General features: G+C 65.1%; 25 protein-coding genes and 1 tRNA gene. 20 read left to right on the top strand and 6 right to left on the bottom strand.

The window, feature by feature from the left end; genetic code table 11:
- Nucleotides 1-41: 41 nt before the first annotated feature.
- Entirely contained in the window at nucleotides 42-422 is a 381-nt protein-coding gene (locus GWK63_RS17470; protein ID WP_083824518.1) for a tyrosine-type recombinase/integrase, read from the top strand.
- A 6-nt stretch (nucleotides 423-428) separates the two neighbouring features.
- On the opposite strand, the gene GWK63_RS09265 is transcribed toward GWK63_RS17470, so the two are convergent.
- Nucleotides 429-503, bottom strand: a tRNA-Met gene (locus tag GWK63_RS09265).
- Between the two features lie 177 nt (nucleotides 504-680).
- Here GWK63_RS09265 and GWK63_RS09260 point away from each other — a divergent pair.
- The gene (locus GWK63_RS09260) at nucleotides 681-1,910 is read left to right on the top strand and encodes a mechanosensitive ion channel family protein (RefSeq protein WP_007400367.1); all 1,230 of its coding nucleotides are present in this window, start codon (nucleotides 681-683) and stop codon (nucleotides 1,908-1,910) included.
- Between the two features lie 23 nt (nucleotides 1,911-1,933).
- Here the strand turns inward: GWK63_RS09260 and GWK63_RS09255 are convergent, their stop codons facing one another.
- On the bottom strand, nucleotides 1,934-2,776 hold the full coding sequence (locus GWK63_RS09255) for an undecaprenyl-diphosphate phosphatase (RefSeq protein ID WP_007400368.1): 843 nt from the start codon (nucleotides 2,774-2,776) through the stop codon (nucleotides 1,934-1,936).
- Nucleotides 2,777-2,899: 123 nt separating this feature from the next.
- On the opposite strand from GWK63_RS09255, the gene GWK63_RS09250 reads away from it, so the two are divergent.
- Nucleotides 2,900-3,355, top strand: a complete 456-nt coding sequence (locus GWK63_RS09250; RefSeq protein WP_007400369.1) for an MlaD family protein — start codon at nucleotides 2,900-2,902, stop codon at nucleotides 3,353-3,355.
- A 155-nt stretch (nucleotides 3,356-3,510) separates the two neighbouring features.
- Here the strand turns inward: GWK63_RS09250 and GWK63_RS09245 are convergent, their stop codons facing one another.
- Nucleotides 3,511-4,605 (bottom strand): ATP-grasp domain-containing protein, encoded by a 1,095-nt coding sequence (locus GWK63_RS09245; protein WP_007400371.1) that lies wholly within the window; start codon nucleotides 4,603-4,605, stop codon nucleotides 3,511-3,513.
- Complete coding sequence (locus tag GWK63_RS09240) at nucleotides 4,602-5,177, bottom strand: DedA family protein (RefSeq protein ID WP_007400372.1); 576 nt, start codon at nucleotides 5,175-5,177, stop codon at nucleotides 4,602-4,604. Before GWK63_RS09240 ends, GWK63_RS09245 begins: the two co-directional genes overlap by 4 nt.
- Nucleotides 5,178-5,446: 269 nt before the next feature.
- Between GWK63_RS09240 and GWK63_RS09235 the strand changes: the two genes are divergently transcribed.
- The 10 genes from GWK63_RS09235 (at nucleotide 5,447) to GWK63_RS09190 (ending at nucleotide 17,560) form a co-directional block, all read left to right on the top strand.
- On the top strand, nucleotides 5,447-6,460 hold the full coding sequence (locus GWK63_RS09235; RefSeq protein WP_007400373.1) for a lytic murein transglycosylase: 1,014 nt from the start codon (nucleotides 5,447-5,449) through the stop codon (nucleotides 6,458-6,460).
- A complete protein-coding gene (locus GWK63_RS09230; protein WP_007400374.1) occupies nucleotides 6,457-7,743 on the top strand; it encodes a D-alanyl-D-alanine carboxypeptidase family protein in 1,287 nt (428 codons plus the stop codon). The genes GWK63_RS09235 and GWK63_RS09230 overlap by 4 nt, the downstream gene beginning before the upstream one ends.
- Before the next feature lie 3 nt (nucleotides 7,744-7,746).
- Complete coding sequence (gene tmk / locus GWK63_RS09225; RefSeq protein WP_007400375.1) at nucleotides 7,747-8,388, top strand: dTMP kinase; 642 nt, start codon at nucleotides 7,747-7,749, stop codon at nucleotides 8,386-8,388.
- Nucleotides 8,388-9,374 carry a DNA polymerase III subunit delta' gene (locus GWK63_RS09220; protein WP_034933740.1) on the top strand — a complete coding sequence of 329 codons (987 nt, stop codon included), beginning with the start codon at nucleotides 8,388-8,390 and terminating at the stop codon, nucleotides 9,372-9,374. Before tmk ends, GWK63_RS09220 begins: the two co-directional genes overlap by 1 nt.
- Complete coding sequence (gene metG / locus GWK63_RS09215; RefSeq protein ID WP_007400377.1) at nucleotides 9,371-10,909, top strand: methionine--tRNA ligase; 1,539 nt, start codon at nucleotides 9,371-9,373, stop codon at nucleotides 10,907-10,909. The genes GWK63_RS09220 and metG overlap by 4 nt, the downstream gene beginning before the upstream one ends.
- Nucleotides 10,906-11,703 (top strand): TatD family hydrolase, encoded by a 798-nt coding sequence (locus GWK63_RS09210; RefSeq protein WP_007400378.1) that lies wholly within the window; start codon nucleotides 10,906-10,908, stop codon nucleotides 11,701-11,703. The genes metG and GWK63_RS09210 overlap by 4 nt, the downstream gene beginning before the upstream one ends.
- Nucleotides 11,704-11,708: 5 nt before the next feature.
- The gene (locus GWK63_RS09205) at nucleotides 11,709-12,494 is read left to right on the top strand and encodes an MBL fold metallo-hydrolase (protein WP_007400379.1); all 786 of its coding nucleotides are present in this window, start codon (nucleotides 11,709-11,711) and stop codon (nucleotides 12,492-12,494) included.
- Nucleotides 12,495-12,769: 275 nt separating this feature from the next.
- On the top strand, nucleotides 12,770-14,272 hold the full coding sequence (gene guaB / locus GWK63_RS09200) for an IMP dehydrogenase (protein WP_007400380.1): 1,503 nt from the start codon (nucleotides 12,770-12,772) through the stop codon (nucleotides 14,270-14,272).
- A 37-nt stretch (nucleotides 14,273-14,309) separates the two neighbouring features.
- Nucleotides 14,310-15,605 carry an RsmB/NOP family class I SAM-dependent RNA methyltransferase gene (locus tag GWK63_RS09195; RefSeq protein WP_007400381.1) on the top strand — a complete coding sequence of 432 codons (1,296 nt, stop codon included), beginning with the start codon at nucleotides 14,310-14,312 and terminating at the stop codon, nucleotides 15,603-15,605.
- A gap of 101 nt (nucleotides 15,606-15,706) precedes the next feature.
- Nucleotides 15,707-17,560 (top strand): cation:proton antiporter, encoded by a 1,854-nt coding sequence (locus tag GWK63_RS09190; RefSeq protein ID WP_007400383.1) that lies wholly within the window; start codon nucleotides 15,707-15,709, stop codon nucleotides 17,558-17,560.
- Here the strand turns inward: GWK63_RS09190 and GWK63_RS09185 are convergent.
- Nucleotides 17,547-18,002 (bottom strand): L,D-transpeptidase family protein, encoded by a 456-nt coding sequence (locus GWK63_RS09185; RefSeq protein WP_083824519.1) that lies wholly within the window; start codon nucleotides 18,000-18,002, stop codon nucleotides 17,547-17,549. The genes GWK63_RS09190 and GWK63_RS09185 overlap by 14 nt on opposite strands.
- A gap of 222 nt (nucleotides 18,003-18,224) precedes the next feature.
- On the opposite strand from GWK63_RS09185, the gene GWK63_RS09180 reads away from it, so the two are divergent.
- Complete coding sequence (locus GWK63_RS09180; protein WP_034933727.1) at nucleotides 18,225-18,944, top strand: response regulator transcription factor; 720 nt, start codon at nucleotides 18,225-18,227, stop codon at nucleotides 18,942-18,944.
- A gap of 205 nt (nucleotides 18,945-19,149) precedes the next feature.
- Here GWK63_RS09180 and GWK63_RS09175 read toward each other — a convergent pair whose 3' ends face one another.
- Nucleotides 19,150-19,944: an exodeoxyribonuclease III gene (locus tag GWK63_RS09175; RefSeq protein WP_040000041.1), complete on the bottom strand. Its 795-nt coding sequence runs from the start codon at nucleotides 19,942-19,944 to the stop codon at nucleotides 19,150-19,152.
- 380 nt (nucleotides 19,945-20,324) lie between these two features.
- On the opposite strand from GWK63_RS09175, the gene uvrC reads away from it, so the two are divergent.
- The 6 genes from uvrC (at nucleotide 20,325) to GWK63_RS09145 (ending at nucleotide 26,464) form a co-directional block, all read left to right on the top strand.
- Nucleotides 20,325-22,211: an excinuclease ABC subunit UvrC gene (gene uvrC / locus GWK63_RS09170; RefSeq protein ID WP_040000042.1), complete on the top strand. Its 1,887-nt coding sequence runs from the start codon at nucleotides 20,325-20,327 to the stop codon at nucleotides 22,209-22,211.
- A gap of 92 nt (nucleotides 22,212-22,303) precedes the next feature.
- The gene (pgsA, locus tag GWK63_RS09165) at nucleotides 22,304-22,903 is read left to right on the top strand and encodes a CDP-diacylglycerol--glycerol-3-phosphate 3-phosphatidyltransferase (RefSeq protein WP_007400390.1); all 600 of its coding nucleotides are present in this window, start codon (nucleotides 22,304-22,306) and stop codon (nucleotides 22,901-22,903) included.
- Between the two features lie 93 nt (nucleotides 22,904-22,996).
- The gene (locus GWK63_RS09160) at nucleotides 22,997-23,506 is read left to right on the top strand and encodes a hypothetical protein (protein WP_007400391.1); all 510 of its coding nucleotides are present in this window, start codon (nucleotides 22,997-22,999) and stop codon (nucleotides 23,504-23,506) included.
- 56 nt (nucleotides 23,507-23,562) lie between these two features.
- Nucleotides 23,563-23,817: a molybdopterin converting factor subunit 1 gene (moaD, locus tag GWK63_RS09155; protein ID WP_034933718.1), complete on the top strand. Its 255-nt coding sequence runs from the start codon at nucleotides 23,563-23,565 to the stop codon at nucleotides 23,815-23,817.
- Between the two features lie 7 nt (nucleotides 23,818-23,824).
- On the top strand, nucleotides 23,825-24,289 hold the full coding sequence (locus GWK63_RS09150; protein WP_007400393.1) for a molybdenum cofactor biosynthesis protein MoaE: 465 nt from the start codon (nucleotides 23,825-23,827) through the stop codon (nucleotides 24,287-24,289).
- A 321-nt stretch (nucleotides 24,290-24,610) separates the two neighbouring features.
- Nucleotides 24,611-26,464, top strand: a complete 1,854-nt coding sequence (locus GWK63_RS09145; protein WP_263626869.1) for a ribonucleoside-diphosphate reductase subunit alpha — start codon at nucleotides 24,611-24,613, stop codon at nucleotides 26,462-26,464.
- Nucleotides 26,465-26,500 lie beyond the last annotated feature (36 nt).

Below are 26,500 nucleotides of genomic sequence, written 5' to 3'. Positions count from 1 at the left end.
GACAACGCGCGTTCTGCTTACCCCGTCATAATGCCGAGACGATCCTGACCGGAGCAAACGGCAAGCCGTGGAAGATCGATCATTTCCGGCATGAGATGGGAGCGCAAATTCGCGCGGCCGGTCTTGAGGGAATTGTTACGCACGGACTGAGGACAACGGCGGCGAAATGGATGGCTGAGGCCGGATGCTCTGAACGTGAGATCATGGCAATTACAGGCCATACAAGCCCGGCCATGGTCAGTCGTTATGTGCGTGAAGCGGACCAGAAACGCCGGGCACAGAGCGCCGCAACAAAGGTCACCCGTTATCGTTTGGAACTGGAGAGTGCTAAAACGGGGGAATGTGGAGTGCTAAAACCGCTTTCGGCAGGTCCAGATAACGACCCGGAAAACGCCTGGAAATGTGAGGGAAATCAATCCTGACGCGGATGGTAGCGGTGGACGGATTTGAACCGCCGACCAAGGGATTATGATTCCCCTGCTCTACCGCTGAGCTACACCGCCATCGCGTCAGGATGAGTGGGGAGATACCCGCGCCGGGTGGGCAAGTCAACCCGTGTTTTGGGCACGGGCATGAAAAGACGCAAAAAATCCCCGCCATTTGTCACATTGCCCCAAAAGGGGGTACTGTCGGGCGCTCACCACAATACGGCATCAACCGGAAAAGGCTGCGCATCCTTCGTGAAAACCGAATTCCTCACCCTTCTTACCCATATCAGGCACCTGTTCGGATGGCTGCCGGGACTGCTGTCCTCCATCCTCATGCTGTGCGTGGCCGGTCTGGTTGCGGAACTGTTCAGCCGGTTCATCACGAAGCTGATCCTGCGCATTCCGGGGCAGAAGCGCGGGGCCTTCGTGCGCTCGTTCACCATGGCCATGCAGCGCCCGGTGCGCATCATGCTGGTCATTGTATTTGTCGGCACCGCGCTGCCGGTATCGGGCCTGCCGTATGACATCATGCAGGCCACCACCCACACGCTGGTGGTGCTGTTCGTGCTCATGCTGGGCTATGCGGCGGTGGTGGCCACGCGCATCCTGTCCGATGCCTATCTGAAGCGCATCAACGGCAAGGACGACAAGGACGACATCCTGCTGCGCACGCACATGACGCAGGTGCGCGTGCTGCGGCGCACGACGGATCTCATGATCGGGCTGCTGACCATTGGCGCCGCGCTGATGACATTCGAGCCGGTGCGGCAGTACGGGCTGAGCCTGTTCGCTTCCGCCGGCGCGGCGTCACTGGTGGTGGGGCTTGCCGCCCGCCCGCTGCTGACCAACCTGTTCGCGGGCATGCAGATCGCCATGACCCAGCCCATCCGCATGGAAGACCTGATCATCATCAACGGGGACTGGGCGTGGGTGGAGGAAATCACCTCCACCTATGTCGTGCTGCGGGTGTGGGACTGGCGGCGGCATATCGTGCCGATCTCGTATTTCCTGGAAAACACGTTCCAGAACTGGACCCATAATTCAGCAGCACTGATCGGGGTGGTGTTCATCCATCTGGATTTCAACGCGCCGATGGAGCGCATCCGCGCCCGCCTGCGTGAAATCGTGCATTCCGCCCCGCTGTGGGATGGCAAGGAATTCGCGGTGCAGGTGGCGGACTGCAACGCCCATGTCATGACCGTGCGCGTCATAGCCAGCGCGCGTTCGGCCATGCAGAGCTGGGACCTGCGCTGCGAGATCCGTGAGCAGATCATCGCCTTTCTGCGTGATGAATGCCCCGAGGCCCTGCCGCGCGACAGGCTTTCGCATGTGGCCTCTGTCTCGGGGCTGGATGTGATGGGCGATCCGGGCATGATGGTGCCGCCGGTGCGCCGCCCGCCGCCGGGTGCCTATACGGGCCCGCGCGATGGCACGGGGGGCGGCGGCATGGGTTCGGGTGATGGCGGCCAGGGACATGGCTGAATGCGCCCCGGCCTGATAATGGTTCAGAAGGACAGGTAGAGGAACGACAGCGCGCCCGCGCCAATGCAGTACCAGCCAAAGGGGCGTAGCGCCCAGTCCTCATGGTCATGGAAATAGCGCATCAGGATGCCGGTGCATACCAGCGCCACGACTGAGGCAACAACGGCTGCGATAATGGCCATGTGCATCTGCCCGGGCTGCGGCGGCGCATGGCGCAGCTTGAGCGCTTCCAGCACCGTTGCCGCCAGGATGACCGGCTGCGCCATGAGAAAGGCGAAGCGCGCCGAATTTTCATGCGAAAGCCCGCGCAGCAGCCCGCCCACGATGCACGCACCCGAACGGGACAGGCCGGGGAAGAACGCCAGGCACTGAAACAGCCCGATCAGCAGGGCTTCGCCAAACCCCAGCGAGGCCAGTGAACGTGCCCGTCCGGGCAGCAGGCCCGCGCGCATGCGGTCCACCACCAGCAGCATTACGCCATTCAGCGTCAGGAAGATCGCGGCATAGCGCGCCGTGCCGAACAGGCTGCGGATCGCGTGTTCAAACAGCCCCCCGATCACCACCGCCGGAATGGTTGCGACAGCCAGCAGCGCCAGGATACGGATGCTGTCCATCTGGGTGGCTTCGCCATGCCGGCCGGCCGCCCCGGTAAACAGCGCCACCCAGTCGCGCCAGAAAAAGACCAGAAGTGCCACGCATGTACCCAGGTGCAGCATGACCAGCAGGGGCAGGAACATCTCCCCATGCAGGTCCAGCGGCCAGTGCAGGATGGCGGGCACGATGGCCGCGTGCCCAAGGCTGCTTATGGGGAACTGTTCGGTCGAACCCTGTATGATTGCAATGATGATAGCCTGAAGGAGTGTCATTGTCCCCCCGTCCGTGACGCAGTAGAATAAAAGGATAAGGCAAGGCAGAGTGCCGCACCCCCATGGCCCGGCAATGCGGCGGATTTCGGGACGGTGCATGCGTTTATGGGGCAGGGGGCCGGTATGGCAAGGCAGAGAAGTGGCGCAATCATATCCAGCGGGCTGGTCCTTCTGGTTGCGGGCGGGTTCTGTATCTACGCCCGGGCATCGCAAAGCGGTGGATCACAAGACCGCTACCCCATGACCGCGCGCTTCGTTTCCGCCAACGGCCTGAAGGTGGGGGCGGATGTGGACATGGATGGCGTGCCGGTGGGCCGGGTGCTGTCCATAAAACTCGACCCCACAACCTACATGGCCAATGTGGGCTTCACGCTGGATCGCAACATTGCGCTGCCCGATGATACCAGTCTTGCCATCGGCAGCCCCACTCTTACGGCCGATACGGCGCTGCTGGTGCAGGCGGGGCAGTCGGCCGGGCGGCTTGCGCCGGGTGCCGTGGTGACCAATACGCAGGAACCGCTCAGCCTGGAACAGCGGATCAGCAACTACATCTTCGGCAATGGCGGCCTGCCGGACTGAGCGGCGCTCGCGCCCACCGCGTATCCTGCAGACCAGAAAAAGTTTCTGGTGAAGCTTTTTTCAAAAAGCTTCAGGAAACGCCGCCTTTTTGAAAAAAAAAGCGGCACCCAAAAACTTTTGTCTTTATTAATCAACATATTAATGAAGGCATTGCCTCAGTCATTAAGCGGGTAGGACGCCATCAGCCGGCGCTGGCGCAGCCACGCGCGCAGCATGGCCATGGCACCGCTGCTCTTCCAGCCCTCGCGCCGCTTCTTGGCGCCGATGCGGAAGGTCTCGCGGTAATGCATGAACTGCGTGGCATAGGCATGGCGCAGCGTGGTGCGCGCATCCCAGATATGGGTGGCTTCCGACCCCACGCCGTTGATCTCGATGATCTGGAAGTCCTCGCCCTCGCGCAGGGTTGCCAGGCTGCGGGCCTTGGCGTCGATCCGGCCGAAATGGAAGTCGGGTATGTCCCGCATGATCTCGTTCACGCGCGCTTCCAGCGCGGGGGTGATGTCGATGGCGCGGTCATGGAAGATCGAGCCCTTGCAGTGATTGCCCGCAAACACCAGCGGCAGTGACTGCCCCGCCGGCGGCACTTCGGCCAGGCGGGCGCGCAGGCGGGGGATGTAGATGTGGGGCACCAGCCGGGTCCGGGCATCGGCATGGAGCAGTTCCTCCACCGTGGAACGGCCATCGCCGGTCAGGCAGGGGACTTCCTTGTAGGTCAGGGACGTGATGCGGCCGTTTTTCTGGTCGGGGTGGCGGATGTAGAAAATCCCCACCTCATGCCCGTAGGGGATCAGGTGCTGGAGCATGACCGGCACCCCGCGCCCGAACGCCGCCATGCCCTGTGTCAGGCTGTCCACGTCGCGCATGATCCGCACGCCGGTGCCATTGCAGCCGATATCGGGCTTGAGCACGACGGGAAAGGACAGGCCCGCCCCGTCCATCGCCGCCAGCGCGCGCGCGGTGTCATCCGCGCCGGTGGTCAGCACGGCATAGGGGGCGATCCACCGGCGCGCCACGTCGCCCGCCATGTCCAGGATCGAGCTCTTGCTCTCCCCGCACAGGCCGCCGGTCTCGATACGCGGGTTGGCGGCGGTGGGCAGGCTGAAGTCACGGTACCACAGGCCCAGGATGATCCAGTACAGCACGATGGGCGTGTAGAAGATCCACCCCGGCCAGAACTCGAACGCGGAGACGGTGGGGGCGGCCTTCGTCGCGGCGGCTCTGCTGTCAACGGCTGTGGATACGTCGGTCATCGGGTCTCATTACTTTGCAAACGTGCGATCATGCGGCTGATCAGGAATATGGTCAGGACGAAACCGGCCATCCCCGCCCATTTCCATGTCCCCAGATGGTCGATCAGGAACTGCCCCACCTGCAGCGAGACAAGGAACAGCAGCGATGTCCAGATCAGCGTTGCCAGCACCGCGGCGATACAGAACAGCCCGAACCGCGCACGGAAGAAACCACACGCCGTGTAAAGCGGCAAGCGCGCGCCGGGCACGAAGCGGCTGATGAACACGATGCGGAACACGTTGCGGTCAAACCAGTGGCCTTCGCGCACATGGCCCGGCAGCGTGATCCAGCGCCGCGCGGGCGGCCACAGGGCGGCCAGCCGGCCCATGCCGTACAGCCCCATGTCGCCCACGACGATGCCGATATAAAGGGCGACCAGTGCGACACCCAGCGCCACATGGCCGGTGCGGACCTGCATGGCGGTCAGGATCGTTGCCGCGTCCTCCAGGATGAAGGTGCCGACAATGATCGCAAGCCCCTGCATGACGGGGGACGCGCCCGCCGCCGCAAGGAAGGCGGTCAGCGAGGGCATGCGGCGTGTTCCGGCGCGCCCTGGCGGGGCGGAAGGGGAAAACCGTAACTACGCAAGCACACGTCCTTCGCTCGGCCCGGCGCGCGGGCGGAAAAAACCATCGGCCATCAGGGTGAACGCGCCAGCGGCCGGTGGCGTTCTTGTGGCATGCTTCGCCCGCGGTCACAAACGCCAAATTATGTGGCATACTGTATCAGGCACGGGCGGGGGCGGGCTGTATGGCAAGTCAGTCATTGAAACGGGCGGGTGGCCGTGGCACAGCTTCGGGCATGCTCGTACGTCGTCGCTTCCTTCATGCCGCCGCCGCCTCCCTTGCCGGGGCGGGTGCGTTCGGGCTGCTGCCCGCGCGCGCGGCGCACCGCCACCCGGCCGCCGCGCGCCTGGCGGGTGACTATGCCGCCTTCGTGGCCGGAATCCGCCGCGAGGCGATTCGGCAGGGCCTGACGGCGGATGCGGTCAGCCACGCGCTTGACCTGTCCGCGCCCAACACGCAGGTCATCGCGCGTGACCGCAACCAGCCGGAATTCCACCTGACATGGGCGCAGTACCGCAGCCGCGTGCTGACCCAGCGCAAGATTGATGACGGGCGCGCCGCCTTTGCCGCCCGGCGCGCCATACTGGAACAGCAGGTCCTGACCCGCTACGACGTGGCGGCGGGCGCGGTGATGGGCATATGGGGGCTGGAATCGGCCTATGGCACGATCACGGGCAAATTCGCGGTGGTGGACGCGCTGTGCACCCTGGCGTTCGAGGGGCGGCGGGCGCAGTTCTTCCATGATGAACTGTTCCATGCGCTCACCATCCTCAACGCGGGGGACATTACCCCCGAACTCATGACCGGCAGCTATGCCGGCGCCATGGGCCAGCCGCAGTTCATGCCCAGCGCCTACCTGAAATACGCCGTCGACATCGATGGCGACGGGCGGCGCGACATCTGGCATTCCATGCCCGACATATTCGGCTCCATCGCCAGCTACCTGGCCGGTTCGGGCTGGGTCGCGGGCGAGACATGGGGGCAGGAGATCAGCGTGCCCGACAGCGTGGCCCAGTCCGCACTGGGGCGCATGCAGGTGCGCACGCTGGCACAGTGGATGCAGATGGGCATAACCCAGCCCGGCGGCGTGCCCTTCGCCCGGCCCGAGGCCACGGGGGCCGTGCTGCGCCCCGATGGGCCGGGGGGGGATGCCTTCATGGTCTATCGCAATTTCGCCGCGATCCGTCGCTACAATCCCTCTGATTTCTATGCGCTGGCCGTGGGCCTGCTGGGGAATGAAATCACGTGACGGACCACCCTGTCACGCCAGCCGGGCGCGCGTGCCCGGCCGGGACCTACCGGACCAAGGATGTAATGCACACCCGACGTTTCCTTCTGGCTGGGGCAACCAGCCTTCTTGTCTCCTCCACCGCGCTCGCGGCCCCCGCGGCCCGCCGCCGCCATCCCGTCGCCGCAGCCCCCGATGCGGCGGCGCCCGTCGTGCCCGCCACGCCGGCCAACAGCCTGATCGGCCCGATCGACACGCTTGCGCGCTGGGCATGCATCGTGGACTACACCACGGGGGCCGTGCTGCTGGAAAAGGCGGCCGACGAGCGCATGCCCCCTTCATCACTGACCAAGATGATGACGGCCTACATCGTGTTCGGCATGCTGCGCGCGGGCAGGCTGACGCTGGAACAGACCCTGCCGGTCAGTGAAAAGGCGTGGCGGATGCAGGGTTCGAAGATGTTCGTGCCGCTCAACGGCACGGTGGCCGTGTCCGACCTGATCCAGGGCATGGTGATCCAGTCCGGCAATGACGCCTGTATCGTACTGGCCGAAGGCATTGCCGGGTCGGAGGAGCAGTTCGTGGGCCTGATGAACGCCAAGGCGGCCGAACTGGGCATGAGCAACTCGCACTTCCTCAACGCCACCGGCTGGCCGATGGACGGGCATTACATGTCGGCGCGCGACGTGGCGACCATCGCCATGCACCTGATCCACGATTTTCCCGACTATTATCATTTCTTTTCTGAAAAAAGCTTCCGCTATAACAAGATATCGCAGGAAAATCGCAACGTGCTGGTGGTGCGCGGCGTGGCCGATGGGCTCAAGACCGGGCATACCGACGCAGGCGGCTTCGGCCTGTGCGCCAGCGCCGAGCGTGGCGGCAACCGCGTGGTCATGGCGATCAATGGCCTGCCCAGCAGCAATGCCCGCGCGCAGGAGGGCGAGCGCCTGTTCGAATGGTCGTTCGTCAATTTCGAGAACGCGACCCTGGTCCATAACGGCGCGGTGGTGGACAACGTGCCCGTATGGCTGGGGCAGGCCGCCACCGTGCCGCTGGTGGCCACCCGTGACATAACACTCACGCTGCCCCATGGCTGGCAGAACCGGGTGCATGTCAGCGTGGACTATACCAGCCCCGTGCCCGCACCGGTTGCGGCCGGGCAGCAGCTGGGGGAAATGGTGATTGCCAATACCGGCCTGGCCGAAATCCGCATCCCGCTCATTGCCGGGGCGGCCGTGGGCAGGCTTGGGCTGGTGGGGCGTGCCTCCGCCGCGCTGGGGCGCAAGCTGGGGCATGGCTAGCGCATGCGCGGGCTGTTCATCACGTTTGAAGGGGGCGAGGGGGCGGGCAAGTCCACCCAGGCCCGGCTGCTGGCCGATCACCTGCGCGCCCATGGCCACGATGTCGACCTGACGCGCGAGCCGGGGGGGACGGAGGCGGCGGAAGCGCTGCGCGACTTCCTGCTGTTTGGCGGCCATGACCTTTCGGCGCGTGCCGAGGTGCTGACCCATTTCGCCGCCCGGGCCGACCATGTGGACCGCCGCATCCTGCCGGCCCTGGCGCAGGGGCGGATCGTGGTCTGTGACCGCTTTGCCGATTCGACCGAAGCCTATCAGGGTTACGGCGTGAGCCATGCCGATACGGGGCTGCTGGACATGATCGGCCAGCTGCGCGCAATGCTGCCCGTGCAGCCAGACCTGACCTTCGTGCTGCAGGTGCCCCCCGACGTGGCCCGTGACCGCCTGCGCCAGCGCGCGGACGGGCGCGCGGACCGGTATGAGGCGGAGGATGCGGCCTTCCACGCCCGCGTGGCCGCCGGGTTCGACGCGATTGCCCGACGCGACGCCGCGCGCTGCCACCGTATTGACGCCAGCGGTGATGCCGGGGGCGTGCAGCAGGCCATCCGCGCCGTGCTGGCACCCCGCCTTGCGGGTCGGGGCGGTTGATGGAGGACCCGCGCACCTGTCGCCAGTTGGTGGGGCATGACGCGGCCTGGGCCGAATTCCTGTCCGTCATCCGCAGCGGCAGGCTGCACCATGCCTGGCTGCTGACCGGGCCGGAAGGGGTGGGTAAGGCCACGATGGCCTTCATGATGGCGCGTACGCTGCTGGGCGCGCGGGACCATGCCAGCGCCGTGGGCCGTCGTGTCAGCGCGGGCACCCATGCCGACCTGCTGGTCATTGCCCGGGGCGTGAACGAGAAAAGCCGCAAGAAAAGGAAGAAGGGCGCCCCGCCGCCCCTGCGGCGCGAGATCGTGGCCGATGACATCAGGCCCATCGGCACCTTCCTGCACCGCACGGCGGCGGAAGGCGGGTGGCGCGTGGTGATCGTGGATGGCGCGGACTACATGAACCGCACGGCGGCCAACGCCATTCTCAAGATACTGGAGGAACCGCCCGAGCGCGCGATCCTGATCCTGACCGCCGCCATGCCCGGCCGCCTGCTGCCCACCATCCGCAGCCGCTGCCGGGTGCTGAACCTGGCACCCATGGACAATGCGGCCATGCATGCGGTGCTGTCCGCCATGCCCGACGCCCCGCCCCCCGACCGGCTGGACGCCATCATACCGCTGGCCCATGGCGCGCCGGGCCGGGCGCTTGAACTGCTGCATGGCGGCGGTGCGGTGCTGGCGGGGCTGGTGGAACAGGTCATGGCGGGGCAGGTGACACCGGCCGGGGCCTATGACGTGGCGGCGATGGTACAGGAAGAAAATGGCTTTTCCGTCTTTTTCGATCTGCTCTGCGATGCCATATCTGACAGGGCCTGTGACCTGGCCCGCAATCCGGTCGCGCCGCAGGCGCGTGATCTGCGCCCGGCCCGCATGGCCCTGCTGTGGCAGGACATGGCCCGGTTGCGCGCCGAGACCGAACAATTCAATCTGGACGAACAGCAGGCGATCCTTACGGCGCTTGCACGGGTGAGTGAAACATGACACGGCGCTACTACGTCACAACACCGATCTATTACGTGAATGGGGCGCCACATATCGGCCATGCCTACACGTCCGTCGCGGCGGACGTGATCGCGCGCTTCAAGCGGCTGGCGGGGTTTGATGTCTTTTTCCTGACCGGAACGGACGAGCACGGGCAGAAGGTGGAGCAGGCCGCGCAGGCGGCAGGCATGACCCCCATCGCCTTTGCCGACCGGGTCGCGGCCGATTTCCGTGACATGTATGACACGATGGCCATTTCCTATGATGACTTCATCCGCACCACCGAACCCCGCCATGTGCAGGGCGCGCAGGCGCTGTGGAAGAAGCTGGAGGAAAACGGCCACATCTATCTGGATGCGTATGAAGGCTGGTACGCCACGCGCGATGAGTGCTTCTATGGCGAGGAAGAACTGATCGACGGGCCGGATGGCAAAAAGGTCGCGCCCACCGGGGCCGCCGTGGAATGGGTGAAGGAGCCGTCGTATTTCTTCGACCTGTCCAGATTCGGTGACAGGCTGCTCGAACTGTATGAAACCCGGCCCGGCTTTATCGAACCCGCCAGCCGCCGCAACGAAGTGATCAGTTTCGTAAAGCAGGGCCTGCGCAACCTGTCGGTCAGCCGCACCAGCTTCAGCTGGGGCATTCCGGTGCCAGGCGACCCGAAGCATGTGATGTATGTGTGGGTGGACGCGCTGGCCAACTACCTCTCCGCCGTGGGCTATCCCGATGCGGGGGCCGCGCGCTGGGGATTCTGGCCCGCCAACCTGCATCTGGTGGGCAAGGACATCCTGCGCTTCCATGCCATCTACTGGCCCGCGCTGCTGATGGCGGCCGGGCTGCCGCTGCCCGATCGCGTGTTCTCGCATGGCTGGTGGACCATCGAGGGCCAGAAGATGAGCAAGTCGCTGGGCAACGTGGTGGACCCGCGCGACCTGGTTACGGAGTTCGGCCTTGACCCGATCCGCTTCTTCCTGATGCGCGAGATGCCTTTTGGCGGGGACAGTGACCTCAGCCGCCGGGCCATCATCTCGCGCATGAATGTCGAACTGGCCAATGATCTTGGCAACCTGGCCCAGCGCACGCTGTCCCAGATCGCGCGCAACTGCGACGGAAAGCTGCCGCCGCAGGGCACCCACACGCCGGAAGACACGAAGCTGCTGGCCCCGGCCAGCCTGCTGGTGCAGATCATGCACGAACAGATCGACCGCCAGGCCCTGACCGATGCGCTGGAGGAAGTGTGGAAGCTGATCCGCGCCTGCAACGCCTATATCGACCATCAGGCCCCGTGGAAGCTGAAGAAAACCGATGCCGCCCGCATGGGCGACGTGCTGCGCGTGCTGGCCGATGCGCTGCGCATCATCGCCACCGTGCTTCAGCCCTACATGCCCGGCAGCATGGACAGGATGCTGACCCAGCTTGGTGTGGCGGAAGGCGAGCGTACCTTCGCATCCCTTGATGTCCCGCTGCCCGCGGGCCGCGCGCTGCCGGCGCCCCAGGGCATCTTTCCCCGTTATGTCGAACCGGAGGCTTCATGACCCGCACGGGACTGACCGACTCCCACTGTCACCTCGACCATTTTTCCGCCGGGGAAATGCCCGAAATCCTGGCCCGCACGCGGCAGGCCGGGGTGGATGGCATGGTGACCATCGGCACCCGCCTGTCGCACGCGGACCAGCAGAAGCGGCTGGCGGAACTGGACAGCCCGGAACTCAGGGTCTGGTGCACCATTGGCACCCATCCCGACCATGTGGATGAGGAAGTGCTGCCCGAGGTTACAGAACTGGTGGCGATGGCCGATGACCCGCGCGTGGTGGGCATCGGGGAAAGCGGGCTGGATTATTTTCACGGCCAGCCCGAAATCAGGCCGAAGCAGCACGAAAGCTTCCGCGTGCATATCGATGCAGCCCGCCGTACCGGCCTGCCGCTGGTCATCCACACGCGGGAGGCCGATGACGACACGCTGGCCATTCTGCGGGACGAGACGGAAAGCCGCGGGGCGTTCCCGTTCCTGATCCACTGCTTTTCCTCCGGGCCGGCGCTTGCGGCGGGCGCGCTGGAGCTTGGGGGGTATATCAGCTTTTCGGGCATCGCCACCTTCAACCGCGCGCAGGCGGTGCGGGACGTGGCGCAGGCGGTACCCGCCGACCGCCTGCTGGTCGAGACGGATTCGCCCTATCTTGCCCCCGTGCCCCGGCGCGGCAAGCGCAACGAGCCGGGTTACGTGGCCTATACCGCACGCAGGCTGGCCGAACTGCGCGGGATGGAGGACGCGGCCTTTGCCGAGATGACCACCCGCAATTTCAGCCGCCTGTTCAGCCAGGCGGTCTGACCGGCATGGAGATGATCATCCTTGGCTGTGCCGGTTCGGCTGGCGTGCCCATGCTGGGTGGCCCCGACGGGGCAGGGGACTGGGGTGAGTGCGACCCCGGCGAGCCGCGCAACCGCCGCACCCGCTCATCGGTCATCATAGATGACGGGCCGGGCCGCAGGCTGCTGGTCGATACCGGGCCGGACCTGCGTGACCAGCTTCTGGCCCAGCGGATCGGCACCGTGGATGCGGTGGTCTATACCCATGCCCATGCCGACCATATTGCCGGACTGGACGAACTGCGGACCATCAACCGCATCATTGGCGGCCCGCTGCCGGTTTATGGAACGGTGGAGGTAATGGACGAGATCAGCGTCCGCTTTGACTACGCCTTCCGTCCCTGGACACCGCCGCGTATTTTCCGCCCCGTGCTGGATGTGCATCACGTTGCCCTGCCGTCCACCCGCACCATGGCCGGGATGACGGTGCAGCTGTTTGCCCAGCGTCACGGCCGGACCGAGACACTGGGCCTGCGTGCCGGCCCCATGGCCTACTGTACCGACGTGGCGGAACTGGATGATACGGCGCTGGAGACGTTGCGCGGCGTGGATACGTGGGTGATCGGCTGCTTCCAGCGCGAGGTCCATCCCTCCCACGGGTGGGTGGCGCAGGTGCTGCGCTGGCGCGACATCATCCAGCCGCGCCGCACCGTGCTGACCCATATGGGGCCGGACATGGACTGGGGCTGGATGCAGGCCAACCTGCCCGATGGGGTGGAGGCGGCGTATGACGGTTTGCGCCTGCATGCATGAAAACGTGCCTGACGCAGCCAGATAATAAAAGGCTCCGGGTGCCGCCTTTTTTCAAAAAGGCGGCTTTCTTTGAAGCTTTTTGAAAAAAGCTTCACCAAAAACGCTTTTCTGATTTTAAGGGGGCAGGGGGCATTTTTGCCCCATCCGCACAATAAAGCGCATCGGGCATGCGCGTAAGGCTTGCAAGCGGGCACGCCGCCCCCTAAGAGGGAGCGCCAACGGTCGGTGACCCGAGGCGCGGGGAAGCCGCCATCTGCTGACGAGGCCCCTGCATCATGTCTTCCATACCGAAAAACACATCCGCCCCCCGGATCGAGGATCGCATTCGCGAGGCCCTCGCCTTTGATGACGTGCTGGTCGTTCCCGACGAATCGAACGTCCTGCCCGCGCAGACATCGACAAAAACCCGGCTGACCCGCACGATCACGCTGAACATTCCGCTGATCTCGTCCGCCATGGACACCGTGACCGAGGACAGCATGGCCATCGCCATGGCCCAGAATGGCGGGCTGGGCGTCATCCACAAGAACCTGACCGTTGAACAGCAGGCCGAGCAGGTCCGGCGCGTCAAGCGCTTCGAATCGGGCATGGTGGTCAATCCCGTCACCGTCTATCCCGACCAGACGCTGGCGGAAGTCAACGCCACCATGTCGCGCCACGGTATTAGCGGCCTGCCGGTGGTGGAACGTGAGACCAATCGGCTGGTCGGCATCCTGACCAACCGCGATGTCCGTTTTGCCACCGACCCCGCCCAGCGCGTGTATGAACTGATGACGCGCGAGAACCTGGTGACCGTGCGCAACAATGCCGACCGCGACCAGGCCCGCCAGCTGCTGCACCGCCACCGGATCGAGAAGCTGCTGGTTGTGGATGACGAGGACCGCTGCATCGGCCTGATCACCGTCAAGGACATGGACCGTGCGGTCCAGTACCCGCAGGCCAACAAGGACAGCATGGGCCGCCTGCTGTGTGCCGCCGCCACCGGCGTGGGAGAGGACGGCGTGGGCCGCGCGCGCGAACTGATTGCCGCCGGCGTGGATGTGGTGGTGATCGACACCGCGCATGGCCATTCCATGGGCGTGCTCAAATCCATCGAGCAGGTGCGCGCACTCAAGTCCGACATCCAGATCATTGCCGGCAACGTGGCAACGCCCGAAGCCGCGCGTGCGCTGATCGCGGCGGGGGCCGACTGCGTGAAGGTGGGCATCGGGCCGGGTTCGATCTGCACCACGCGCATCGTGGCCGGTGTGGGCGTGCCGCAGTTCTCCGCCGTGATGGAAACATCGGCCGCGTGCCATGAACTGGACGTGCCCGCCATTGCCGATGGTGGCGTGCGGACGTCGGGCGATATCGTCAAGGCCATTGGCGCGGGGGCCGACGTGGTGATGATCGGCTCGCTGCTGGCGGGCACGGAAGAAGCGCCGGGCGAGGTGTTCCTGTACCAGGGGCGGACCTACAAGTCCTATCGCGGCATGGGCAGCCTGGGTGCGATGTCACGCGGGTCGGCGGACCGCTACTTCCAGCAGGACATCAAGGACACGCACAAGATGGTGCCCGAAGGCATCGAGGGCCGCGTGGCCTACAAGGGCGCGATGGGTGCGGTTGTGCACCAGCTTGTGGGTGGCCTGCGCGCGGGCATGGGCTATACCGGCTCCGCCACCATTGCCGACCTGCAGCAGCGTGCGCGATTCCGTCGCATCACGGGGGCGGGCCTGCGTGAAAGCCATGTGCATGACGTGTCCATCACGCGTGAAGCCCCCAACTACCAGCAGGACTGATCCTGCCGGTCTTTCCACAGTAACGGTTCCCTGATCCATGACACCCAGCGCACGGCTTTCCGCCGCCATTGACCTGCTTGCCGCAATGGAGGCCACGCCGCAGCGCCCCGCCGATGCGCTGGCCAATGCCTTCTTCCGTGAACGGCGCTATATTGGCGGCGGCGACCGCCGGGCCATATCGGCGCGCGTGTGGCGCGTGCTGCGCCACTGGCGCAGGCTGCACTGGTGGATCGCGCGCGCGGGCGGCCAGGTCACGCCGCGTACACTGGTGCTGGCCATGATGGCGCTGGAACCCGATGGCCATGAAACCCCGCACACCCTGTTCACCGGGGAGCGGTACGCCCCGCTGGGGCTGATCGGGCATGAAAGCGCGCTGTATGACCGGCTGCGTGGTCAGGGAATGGTGCATGCGGATATGCCGCGCGCGGTCCGGCTGGAGGTACCCGACTGGCTGCTGCCCCGGCTGGAACGCACATTCGGCGACGGGCTGGAGGCCGAACTGGCCGCCATGGATGGCGAGGCCACGCTGGACCTGCGGGTCAACCTGCTCAAGTCCGACCGTGCCACCGCGTGCGCGGCGCTGGACAGGGATGGCATCCGGGCGGAGGAGACAGCCCTTTCACCCTGGGGGCTGCGGGTGGCGGGGCGCCAGCCGGTTACCTCCAGCACCGCATTCCGCAACGGACTGATCGAGATACAGGACGAGGGCAGCCAGCTTGTGGTTGCCGCCGTGGGTGCCCGTCCCGGCATGCGCGTGCTGGATTACTGCGCGGGGGCGGCGGGCAAGACGCTGGGCATGGCCATGACCATGGAGAATCGCGGCCACATCGTGGCGTGCGATGTATCCGAACCCCGGCTGGAGGGGGCCGTGCGCCGCCTGCGTCGTGCGGGCGTTCACAATGCCGAGCGCCACCTGCTGGTGGCGGGGGACCGCTGGGCGCGCAGGCGCAGCGGCAGTTTTGACCGCGTGCTGGTCGATGCGCCATGCACCGGCACCGGCACATGGCGGCGCAATCCCGATGCCCGCCTGCGCCTGCGGGAGCAGGACCTGCTGGAACTGACCGCCAAGCAGGCCGAAATCATCGACCGCGCGGCGGCGCTGGTCCGGCCTGGTGGACGGATGGTCTATGCCACCTGTTCCGTGCTGCGCGAGGAGAACGGGGACCAGATCGCCGCCTTCCTTGCGCGCAATCCCGCCTTTTCGCTGGTGGCCCCCGACGGGGCGCACGATGACCTGCCGCCCGGCCTGAGCACGGACGGACAGGTCAGCCTGACACCACGCCAGCACCATACCGATGGTTTTTTTGCTGCCATCATGCAGCGTGATGGCTGATATACATATCGGTTGAACGGATACGCCATGATCGCATTCCCTGCCCGTGAACGCGCAGCTGGCAGGCGGCTGGGGCGTTTGCAACAATGCGGGATACGGGCATGCAGGCAACCAACCTGGCAATAGGAATTCTGTGCGTTCTGGGCGGCGGGATCGCGGCCCAGTGGGTGGCGTGGCGCTTCAGGCTGCCGGCCATCGTGCTGCTGTTCGCCCTTGGGCTGATCTACGGGCCGGGGCTGGGGCTCCTGCACCCGGCGGCGGCAATCGGGCCTTATTTCCACCCGCTTGTGTCCATGGCGGTGGCCTTCATCGTGTTCGAGGGCGGGCTGGCGCTGGACCTGCGGCAATGGCGGGAGTCGGGCGAGGGCGTGCTGCGCCTGACGGCGGCGGCCCTGCCCATCAACTGGGTACTCGGTTCGATCGCGGCGCATTATATCGGCCACCTGCCGTGGGGCACGGCGTGGCTGTTCGGCGCGATCGTGGTGGTGACCGGCCCCACGGTGGTGCTGCCGCTGCTGCGCCATACCAAGCTGCGGCCACGGGTGGCGGCGTTCCTGCGGTGGGAGGCGATCGTCAATGACCCGATTGCCGCCATCCTGGCAACGCTGGTGCTGGAATGCCTGCTGCTGCGCCCGTCGCACACGGCGGGGATGTCGCTTGCGGCGGTCGAGATCGGGCCGCACCTGCTGTTCGCCACCATGTTCTCGATTGCCTGTGGCGTCTTTCCCGCCATGCTGATCAAGTTCCTGTCCGCGCGCGACCTGCTGCCCGAAATCCTGCGCATTCCCATCATCCTGGCCTTTGCCATGGGGGTCGCGGCATTCTGCAACCTGATCATGCAGGGGGCGGGGCTGATGGCCGCCACCGTGTTCGGCATGGCGCTGGCCAACCTGCAGGTCACGGGCATATCGGAACTGCAGCGCATCAAGGAATCGCTGGGCGTGATCGTGGTGTCCTGCCTGTTCGTGCTGCTGACGGCGGACCTGCAGCGCACGCTGCTGGCCCAGCTTTCGCTGCCCATCATGGCGCTGACATTCACGGTCATGTTCGTGGTCCGGCCGCTGGGCATCTTCCTGTCCACCATCGGGGCCAGCATGTCATGGCAGGAGCGGCTGTTCGTGGGCTGGATCGCGCCGCGCGGCATCGTGGCGGCGGCGGTGGCCGGTGTGGTCGGGCTGCAGCTGCGTGAAGCGGGCTATCCTGGCGCCAACCTGATCACGCCCGCCGTGTTCGCACTGATCGCGTCCACCATGATCCTGCACGGATTTTCGCTGCGGCCGCTGGCGCGCGCGCTGCGGCTGACACTGTCCGATGAACCGGCGCTGGCCATCATGGGGGCCAATGCCTGGTCCACCAACCTTGCGCGCGTGGTGCATGACCAGGGCATACCGGTGCTGCTGGTCGATACCTATGCGCCCGCGCTGAACAAGGCGGCAAAGCTTGGCGTGCCGATCCTGAGTGCCGAACTGCTTTCGGACGCGGGGCAGGAAAGCCTGGAGGAACGCCCGGCGGACTACCTGATCGCGGCAACGCCCGATGCCATCTATAACGGCCTTGTCTGCGCGCGCATGGCGCCCGATCTCGGGCGCCAGCGTGTGTTCCAGGTCAGTCCCGGCATTGCCCGGCTGGACCTGTACCATGGGCTGAGCCGGGATTCACGCGGCAAGGTCCTGGGGGAGCCGGGGTGGAATTTCTCGATGATCGACTCGCTTTACGCGCAGGGCTGGCGTTTCGCCAGCCACACCATGCGCGCCGATATGGGCGAGGAGCAGCTGCTCCAGGGTCCGGCCATGCTGTTCATGATCATCCGCAAGGGTACCGCGATCTGGATCTGCTCGGCCGAGGACGCGATTCCCGCCGAGGCCGCGGCGGGCGACATCATCATCCGCCTCGTGCCGCCCGATGCGGCGGTGGCCCGTCCCCCCGCCGGGCAGCGGGGCGTCATGCCGGCCTGACCTCGATCTCCCCCAGCCCCGCCGCCAGAAGCTGGCGCAGGAGCGCTTCGGCCACGGCAACGCAGCCTTCGGTCGGTCGGCCACCGCGTGGGGGCAGATGAAGGAAAATGGCCGAGCCCCGGCCCGATTGGACGGGATCGTCGTTATAACCAAGAACCACAAGAATGTCATAAACGTGATCATCGCGCCACAGCCGTTCGTGCCGGGCGGGGTGGGGCAGGGTGATGTGGCGGTTGTAGTCGGGATGCGCGGGGTCATCGCACCATCCATCGTGCGGACCCAGGGGTTCCACCGGCAGATGACAGACAGGTGATGGCACCCGGTCGGCGCGGTAGAAGACCCGCCGCAGCGGCCAGATCCCGGCAGGTGTGGCGTGATCCCCCTCGATCTTGTGGTTTTTTATGCCGCCCGCGCCGATAATCGCGGGCATGTCCGCACCCATGCAATGCAGTCGTGCATCCAGACCTGTATTCGTTTGTAAAATAGCGCGTATCATGAATTCCTCTGGATCGGGTCTTGTGTATGGTATCTGCAGCCTGATTCGACTGCACGCGGCATGATGGCCGTCGGGTCATGGGCCGGACGGGTTGCATGGCGGGGCATGAACGGCAAGACAGAAACCGGCCCGATAATGGGTCGGAACTAAAGTGATAAAGAGGGTTCGATGGCAGGAGCACGTCCCATACTGATAGCGGACGACGATCAGACTTTACGTCAAATGCTCGTTGAACAGCTACAGATTGATGGTGAATTTGAAGCGATCGAGGCAGGCTCCGTCGCCGAAGCGTGGGAAAAACTGCAGGTGCCGGGTGCCCGGTTCGATGCGATCATCCTCGACGTTTCCCTCCCTGACGGGGATGGCCGTGATTTCTGCGCCGATCTGCGGCGCAAGGGCAAGCGCATCCCCATCATCATCCTGACTGGCTCGGATGACGAGACGGATGTGGTGCGCGGGCTGGACGCGGGGGCCAATGACTATGTGGCCAAACCGTTCCGTATTGCCGAACTGCTGGCCCGCCTGCGCGCGCAGATGCGGATTTTCGAAAATAGCGAGGACGCGGTCTTCGCCATCGGGCCATACATCTTCCGCCCGTCCGCCAAGCTTCTGCAGGAAACGGCAAAGAACCGCCGCATCCGGCTGACGGAAAAGGAAGCGGCCATCCTGAAATTCCTGTACCGCGCGGGCACGCGCCCGGTGCCGCGGCAGGTGCTGCTGAACGAGGTCTGGGGCTACAACGCCGCCGTGACCACCCATACGCTTGAGACGCATATCTACCGCCTGCGCCAGAAGATCGAGCCTGATCCCACCAATGCGTCCCTGCTGGTGACGGAAGGTGGCGGCTATCGCCTGGACCCCGAAGGGGGCAAGCCCGCCCTGGCCTGATGGCAGGGATGGCGTGACGGCTTTTCATGACGGGCCGCCCGGTTTCGGGCGGCCCGGTCGTGTTTATGGGGCGTGCATCCTGCACACGTCCTGCCCGTCATGCGGACGTGTCCGGTGACGTGTTTTCCAGAACGCTACCGGCACCCGGGAACGTCCGTTTTTTCCCATGAATCGTTTTCAGACAATTCCCGCGGGGGCAGGACGCTCAGGCGTCCATATCGACAATGACCGGCACATGGTCGGATGGCTTGTCCCAGTCTCGCGCGGGGCGGAGCACCTGCATGCCGCGCAGCGCGTCCCTCAGGTCGGGCGTGACCCATACATGGTCCAGCCGCCGCCCCCGGTCAGAGGCACTCCAGTCACGGTTGCGATAGGACCACCAGGTGTAAAGCTTCTCCGCCGGGGGTACGAAGTGGCGCATCGCGTCGATAAAGCCGGTCTGCTGCCATGCCAGCAGGCGTTCGGTTTCCGCCGGGGTGTGGCTGACGATCTTCAGCAACTGCTTATGGCTCCACACATCGTGTTCCAGCGGGGCGATGTTCAGATCCCCCACCAGCACCGTACGCCGCATGGCGCGGGCGGAAAACCAGTGGCGTGCCTCTTCCACAAATGCCAGCTTGTGGGCGAATTTGGGGTTTTCATCCGGGTCGGGAATGTCACCACCGGCGGGCACGTAGAAATCATGCACGTCGATGGCCGTCTCCCCGCTGCCATGGCGTACGGCCAGGTGGCGGCAGTCGCCCCGCGCGCACCAGTCCGGCGTATCCTCCAGCACCTGCACCGGCTGGCGTGACAGGATGGCCACGCCATTATATCCCTTCATGCCGCGATAGGCGACATGGCCGAACCCCAGCGCCCGCACCGCCTCCAGCGGGAACAGGGCATCGGGCACCTTGGTTTCCTGCAGGCAGACCATGTCGGGCGCCGTTTCCGCGCAGAGACGGGCGAGCAGGGGCATCCGCAGGCGGAGGGAATTGATATTCCAGGTTACGATACGCATATCGGGTGCATTGCCGATCCGGGCGGGGCTGACAAGAATATTTTTCCGCCCCCGCCGGGCCGTGCAGGACAAAAACAGGAACGAATTGCAAAAGGCGGCTGATATTTCGTGCAAAAAGGAAACCGGACCCCGCCATCACACTGATGCCACAATTTGTCCACCTGTGGGGTTGACAGGCCTGAATCCGGCCAATCAGGGGTGGGATTTTTTTTCCGGCTGCGGGGTTCCCAAATATAATTGTTATAAAACAGTAGGTTATCTTTAGTGATGTTTTTTTGGGCAATCCAGTTGCAGGAAAGGAAAACCGCCATCCGCACGTTTTTTTCTGCTGCTGCTCCACAGACTTATCCACATCATCGGTGGATGAACGGCCACCAACCATGACAACGGCCATTTCAGCCCCCCCGACCCGGCCCGTGGGGGTGGCGGCGATCCACCATGCCCTGCAGACCATGCCGCAATCCCCCGGCGTGTACCGCATGCTGGGGGCAAAGGGTGATGTGCTGTACGTGGGCAAGGCGCTCAACCTGAAGAAGCGCGTGACGTCCTATACCCATGTCAGCCGCCTGACCGAACGGCTGCGGCGCATGGTGTCGGAAACCCACGGCATGGAAATCGTCACGACCCATACCGAGGCCGAGGCCCTGCTGCTGGAGTCCAACTACATCAAGCGCATGCAGCCGCGGTACAACATCCTGCTGCGCGACGATAAGAGCTATCCGTGGATCATGCTGACCGACCGGCATGAATTCCCCCAGATCAGCAAGCACCGGGGCAAGCCGGTGAAGGGGGCAAGCTACTGGGGGCCGTTCGCGTCCGCCTGGTCGGTCAACCAGACGCTCAACCTGCTCCAGCGCACCTTCCTGCTGCGCTCATGCTCCGACAGCGAGATGCAGGGCCGCACGCGCCCGTGCCTTCTGCACCAGATCCACCGCTGCTCGGCTCCCTGCACCGACCGCATAAGCCGCGAGGACTATGCCGGGCTGGCCGCCCAGGCACGCGACTTCCTGGCGGGCCGCAACCCCCATATGCGCGAACAGCTGGGGCGCGAGATGGAGGAGGCGGCAGGCGCGCTGGAGTTCGAGCGCGCGGCGGCGATCCGCGACCGCATACGGGGGCTTTCGGCGTTGCAGCAGGATTCCAGCGTCATCAATCCCTCTACCGTGACGGATGCGGACATCATCGCCATCTGGCAGATCGCGGGGCAGTCCTGCATTCAGGTGTTCTTCATCCGCGCCGGGCGCAACAACGGCAACCGGGCGTTCTTTCCCAGCCATGCGCGTGACGAGAACGCGCCCGACGTGCTCGCCGCCTTCATCGGCCAGTTCTATGACGACAAGCCGCCGCCGGCGCAGGTCCTGGTCAATCAGGACCTGCCGGAACTGGACGTGCTGACCGCGGCGCTGGGCCTGCGGCGGGGGCGGAAGGTGGAGATCATCCACCCCCGGCGTGGCGAAAAGCGCGGCGTGATCGAGCATGCCGAAATCAACGCGCGCGAAGCGCTGGAGCGCAGGATGGCGGAAAGCGCCGGCCAGGCCCGGCTTTTGCAGGGCGTGGCCGACCTGTTCGGGCTGGCGGAACCCCCGCGCCGGATCGAGACCTACGACAACAGCCACATCCAGGGCGCCAATGCCTATGGCGTGATGGTGGTGGGCGGGCCGGAAGGGTTTGACAAGCGGGCCTACCGCAAATTCTCCATCAAGGGGCCGGTCACGCCGGGCGATGACTTCGCCATGATGCGCGAGGTGCTGGAACGCCGCTTCCGCCGCGCGCTGAAGGACCGCGAGGAGGGCGTGCGCCCCGAGGACTGGCCCGACATCCTGCTGATCGATGGCGGTGCCGGGCAGTATACCGCCGTGCGCGGCGTGCTGGACGAACTGGGGGTCACGGGGGTGACGCTGGTGGCCATTGCCAAGGGGCCGGACAGGGATGCCGGGCGCGAATGGTTCCATACCGAAGGCCGCGCCCCCTTCCAGCTCCCGTCGCGTGACCCGGTGCTGTACTACCTCCAGCGCCTGCGGGACGAGGCACACCGCTTTGCCATCACCACCCACCGCGCGGGCCGTTCCAAAACGCTGGTGCGCTCGGAACTGGACGATATTCCGGGCGTTGGACCTGCACGCAAGCGTGCGCTGCTCAAGCATTTCGGCTCGGCCCGCAGCGTGCGCCAGGCGGGTCTGGGGGAACTGGAAAATGCACCCGGTATCAACCGTGACATGGCGCGTGCCATATACGGATATTTCCATCCCGACTGGACAGGGGACTGATCGGCTGTCATGCAGATGTGAGCGTAGAACCTGCCTGACAGGCGTTATCAGTATTTCGGCTTTTCCCCATCCTTGGCTATAGCAGTATCAGCATGCTTACCGACCTGCCCAATCTCCTGACCCTGTCCCGCATCATTGTGGTTCCCCTTGTTGTCGGGCTGGTTGTCCTGCACACCCCCCAGACCGACTGCGCCGCCTGCGTGCTGTTCATCCTGGCGGGGATTACCGACTACCTGGATGGCAAGCTGGCGCGGGCCTGGAACCAGAATTCCGACCTGGGCCGCATGCTGGACCCGATTGCCGACAAGCTGCTGGTCGGTGCCTCGCTCATGGTCATGGCGGGGCTGGGGCGGCTGCCGTACGGCTGCCTGTACCCGGCCATCATCATCCTCTCGCGGGAGATCCTGGTCAGTGGCCTGCGGGAATACCTGGCCGCAACCCGCGTGGGGCTGCCGGTAACCCGGCTGGCCAAATGGAAAACCGGATTCCAGATGACCGCCATCGGCTTCCTGCTGGCGGGCGACAGCACGGCGGGGCTGCTGCATATCGGCTGGCTGCCCGTCAACGCGCTGGGGGCCATCATGATGTGGATCGCCGCCGTCCTGACCCTGATTACCGGGTGGGACTACCTGTCCACCGGGCTGCGCCATGTCAGCGGCGCCGGGGCGGGGGCGACAAAATTATCGTCCTGATTACATGAAAAATTAACGCGCGGCGTGGTTGCTCTCTCCTGTGGGCTGACGGGTCCACCTTGTGCCGGACAGGCCGGGAAAGGGGAGAACACGGTGCGTAACGCCATGCTGCTGTCATTGCTGCTACTATGTCTGGCCGGATGTGGCGGCTTTGGCAAAATCCTGTCCGACAATACGGAACTGCCGGGCAGCCTGCCCAACACCCCGCGCACGGATGTGGAAAACATGCGCCGTGTAGCAGGCAGGGTTGCCCGGGTCCCGCCCATCGTGGCGCAGGAGCATAATATCTGGCCGGTCCTGCCGTCCGGGCAGATGGCGCTGGACGCCATTGGCGCGGGGCCGGACGGCCCGGGCAATGCGGCCGCGCGCTCCCGTCTGGTCGAGCGTGAGGTGGACCTGCCTGCCGGTGGCGAGATGCAGATCGGCAACGATCCGGCACCCGATGGCATGCAGGCGGAGGCACTGCCTGTTTCCGCATTGCCCTTGGCGGGGGAGGCGACGCATAAGGGCGTGTCGGATTCAACCATCATCGTGCCCAATGGCGATGGCACCAGTACCCTGGTTGGCGCCGATGGCACGGTTCACGAACAGCAGGCCCCCTGAGGGGTGGCTCCGGCCATCCGTCAGTCATGGCCCGCAGACAGGGAGATGAAACCGGAATGCTGCGCATTCTCTATTTTGCATGGCTGCGGGACCGGCTTGGCCGCCCCGGTGAGACACTGCCCCTGCCACCGGGCGTGGACTCCGTGGCGGGCCTGATCAGCCAGTTGCACGCCCGTGGCGGCGCGTATGCCGAGATCTTTGGCCGGCCGGAACTGATCCGTGTTGCCGTGAACCAGAGTTTCGCCACAAACGCGGCCACCATTGCCGCCAATGACGAGATTGCCTTCTTCCCCCCCGTTACCGGAGGCTGACCGCGCCATGTCCCGCGTTACGATCCGCGTTCAGGCGGAAGCGTTCGATTCCGCCCACGAGACCACGGCCCTGCTGGCAGGGCAGACGGAAGTGGGGGGAGTGGGCGCGTTTACGGGTTTTGTCCGGGGCGGCGGCGGCCTGGTGGCGCTGGAACTGGAACACTACCCCGGCATGACCGAGACCATGATGCGCCAGATTGCCGAATCCGCCTGTACGCGATTCGGGCTTGTGGGCTGCACCATCATCCACCGTGTGGGCCGGCTGGCGGTGGGCATGCCCATCGTGCTGGTGCTGTGTGCTTCGGCCCACAGGGGGGGCGCGCTGGGGGCGACGGAATTCATGATGGACTGGCTCAAGACCCACGCACCTTTCTGGAAACGCGAGGAATTTGCCGATGGAAGCACGGCCTGGGTCGCTCCGCGCGCCTGTGATGACGCGGCAACCGCGCGCTGGGGCACGCTGGGGGCGTGAGGGGCGGGCATGCCGAATTTAAAAAAATAAAAGATGCCTTTTGCATACTTGACGCAAGCTTGCCCGCTGATTCGGCGCAACGGTCCACATTTTGTCCCCACACATTATGTAGTGCAATCCACGGCAGTCTGATCCATATATGGGGTCATATTACAAATGGATGCTCCACCCGCACACAGGACCCGCCCGGTCCTGTGTGCGGCTGTGAGCGGGTTATGGAGAATGCAAATGGTCCTGGACGGTGTATCCGGCGGCATGGTCGATGGTGCTGCCAGCGGCGATGGAATCGTCCAGGGAAAGGACAGTGCCACGATGCCTGAAATGTCTGACATGCTGGACAATGTGGTCCAGTTGCCCGGCCACCATCCCGTGCGCGTGGACCACAGCCGCGACGCGCTGCTGACGGCGTTTGGCAAGGCCACGCTCGATAACCGCTACCTGCTGCCCGGTGAGAGCTATCAGGACCTGTTCGGTCGCGTGGCGTCCTATTACGGTGCGGACGCGGCCCACGCGCAGCGCCTGTATGACTACATCTCGCGCCACTGGTTCATGCCCGCAACACCCGTGCTGTCCAATGGCGGCACCACGCGCGGCCTGCCCATCTCGTGCTTCCTGAACGAGGCGAATGACAGCCTGCGTGGCATCGTGGACCTGTGGAACGAGAATGTCTGGCTGGCGTCCAAGGGCGGCGGCATCGGGTCGTACTGGGGCAACCTGCGCTCGATTGGCGAGAACGTGGGCCGCAATGGCAAGACTTCCGGCGTAATTCCGTTCATCCGTGTGATGGACAGCCTGACGCTGGCCATCAGCCAGGGGTCGCTGCGTCGGGGGTCGGCTGCCGTCTACCTGCCGGTCTGGCATCCCGAGATCGAGGAATTCATCGAACTGCGCCGCCCCACCGGCGGTGACCCCAACCGCAAGGCGCTCAACCTGCACCATGGGGTGCTGGTGCCCGACGCCTTCATGCGCGCGGTGGCGGATGATGATGAATGGGCACTGCTTTCCCCCAAGGACAACACGGTCATCCGCAAGGTCTCGGCACGCGCGCTGTGGATACGCATCCTGACCGCGCGCATGGAGCAGGGCGAGCCGTACATCATCTTTTCCGACCATGTGAACAATGCCCGCCCCGAACACCACAAGCTGGCGGGGCTGGAGGTCAAGACTTCCAACCTGTGCGCGGAAATCACCCTGCCTACCGGCATGGACCAGCATGGCCGCGAGCGCACGGCGGTGTGCTGCCTGTCCTCGCTCAACCTGGAGACGTGGGAGGAGTGGAAGGACAACCCGCAGTTTATCGAGGACGTGATGCTGTTCCTCGACAACGTGCTGCAGGACTTCATCGACCGCGCGCCGGACGACATGGAACGCGCCCGCTACGCCGCCATGCGCGAGCGTTCGGTGGGGCTGGGGGTGATGGGCTTCCATTCCTTCCTGCAGGCCAACAACGTGCCGTTTGAAAGTGTGGTGGCCAAGGGCTGGAACCGGCGCATTTTCAAGCATATCCGCGCGCAGGCCGATGCGGCATCACGCAAGCTGGCCGAAGAGCGCGGGCCGTGCCCGGATGCGGCGGATTACGGGGTGATGGAGCGGTTTTCCAACAAGATGGCCATCGCGCCCACGGCCTCGATCTCGATCATCGCGGGCAATGCCAGCCCCGGCATCGAGCCGATTGCCGCCAATGTGTTCCTGCAGAAAACCCTGTCCGGCTCGTTCACCGTGCGTAACCGCCACCTTGACCGCCTGCTGACCGAACGCGGGCAGAACACGAGCGAGGTCTGGTCCTCCATCACGCTGAACAAGGGCAGTGTCCAGCATCTGGACTTCCTGACCCGGCAGGAGAAGGACGTGTTCAAGACCGCGTTCGAACTGGACCAGCGCTGGGTGATCGAACATGCGGCCGACCGCGCGCCCTATGTGTGCCAGGCGCAGTCGATCAACATCTTCCTGCCCGCCAACGTGCACAAGCGCGACCTGCACCAGATCCATTACATGGCGTGGAAGCGCGGGGTGAAGTCACTGTATTACTGCCGCTCGCTGTCCATCCAGCGGGCCGATGCGGTCAGTGACGGGCAGGAGAAGCGCGACCTGTCGCACAGGGAGGGGGAGGACGCCGCCGGCACGGCGGGGCCCGCGACCACGACCGATTACGAGGAATGCCTGGCCTGTCAGTAACAGGCCAGGCAGCCCCATGCTCTCGCGGCCTGACGC

Source organism: Komagataeibacter rhaeticus (assembly GCF_011611525.1).
Taxonomy (GTDB): Bacteria; Pseudomonadota; Alphaproteobacteria; order Acetobacterales; family Acetobacteraceae; genus Komagataeibacter; species Komagataeibacter rhaeticus.
The sequence above is the reverse complement of the archived record's forward strand: the minus strand, read 5'-3'. Positions and strand labels throughout refer to the sequence as shown.

Excerpts from the sequence above, each read along its gene's own strand:
- GWK63_RS09195 (WP_007400381.1), top strand. The coding sequence starts at position 14,310 with ATGACACCCAGCGCACGGCTTTCCGCCGCCATTGACCTGCTTGCCGCA.
- pgsA (WP_007400390.1), top strand. The coding sequence starts at position 22,304 with ATGCTTACCGACCTGCCCAATCTCCTGACCCTGTCCCGCATCATTGTG.
- GWK63_RS09235 (WP_007400373.1), top strand. The coding sequence starts at position 5,447 with ATGCTCGTACGTCGTCGCTTCCTTCATGCCGCCGCCGCCTCCCTTGCC.
- GWK63_RS09190 (WP_007400383.1), top strand. The coding sequence starts at position 15,707 with ATGCAGGCAACCAACCTGGCAATAGGAATTCTGTGCGTTCTGGGCGGC.
- GWK63_RS09175 (WP_040000041.1), bottom strand. The coding sequence starts at position 19,944 with ATGCGTATCGTAACCTGGAATATCAATTCCCTCCGCCTGCGGATGCCC.
- GWK63_RS09250 (WP_007400369.1), top strand. The coding sequence starts at position 2,900 with ATGGCAAGGCAGAGAAGTGGCGCAATCATATCCAGCGGGCTGGTCCTT.
- uvrC (WP_040000042.1), top strand. The coding sequence starts at position 20,325 with ATGACAACGGCCATTTCAGCCCCCCCGACCCGGCCCGTGGGGGTGGCG.
- moaD (WP_034933718.1), top strand. The coding sequence starts at position 23,563 with ATGCTGCGCATTCTCTATTTTGCATGGCTGCGGGACCGGCTTGGCCGC.
- GWK63_RS09210 (WP_007400378.1), top strand. The coding sequence starts at position 10,906 with ATGACCCGCACGGGACTGACCGACTCCCACTGTCACCTCGACCATTTT.
- GWK63_RS09245 (WP_007400371.1), bottom strand. The coding sequence starts at position 4,605 with ATGACCGACGTATCCACAGCCGTTGACAGCAGAGCCGCCGCGACGAAG.
- metG (WP_007400377.1), top strand. The coding sequence starts at position 9,371 with ATGACACGGCGCTACTACGTCACAACACCGATCTATTACGTGAATGGG.
- tmk (WP_007400375.1), top strand. The coding sequence starts at position 7,747 with ATGCGCGGGCTGTTCATCACGTTTGAAGGGGGCGAGGGGGCGGGCAAG.
- GWK63_RS09150 (WP_007400393.1), top strand. The coding sequence starts at position 23,825 with ATGTCCCGCGTTACGATCCGCGTTCAGGCGGAAGCGTTCGATTCCGCC.
- guaB (WP_007400380.1), top strand. The coding sequence starts at position 12,770 with ATGTCTTCCATACCGAAAAACACATCCGCCCCCCGGATCGAGGATCGC.
- GWK63_RS09185 (WP_083824519.1), bottom strand. The coding sequence starts at position 18,002 with ATGGGTGCGGACATGCCCGCGATTATCGGCGCGGGCGGCATAAAAAAC.
- GWK63_RS09220 (WP_034933740.1), top strand. The coding sequence starts at position 8,388 with ATGGAGGACCCGCGCACCTGTCGCCAGTTGGTGGGGCATGACGCGGCC.
- GWK63_RS09180 (WP_034933727.1), top strand. The coding sequence starts at position 18,225 with ATGGCAGGAGCACGTCCCATACTGATAGCGGACGACGATCAGACTTTA.
- GWK63_RS09240 (WP_007400372.1), bottom strand. The coding sequence starts at position 5,177 with ATGCCCTCGCTGACCGCCTTCCTTGCGGCGGCGGGCGCGTCCCCCGTC.
- GWK63_RS09205 (WP_007400379.1), top strand. The coding sequence starts at position 11,709 with ATGGAGATGATCATCCTTGGCTGTGCCGGTTCGGCTGGCGTGCCCATG.
- GWK63_RS09255 (WP_007400368.1), bottom strand. The coding sequence starts at position 2,776 with ATGACACTCCTTCAGGCTATCATCATTGCAATCATACAGGGTTCGACC.
- GWK63_RS09145 (WP_263626869.1), top strand. The coding sequence starts at position 24,611 with ATGTCTGACATGCTGGACAATGTGGTCCAGTTGCCCGGCCACCATCCC.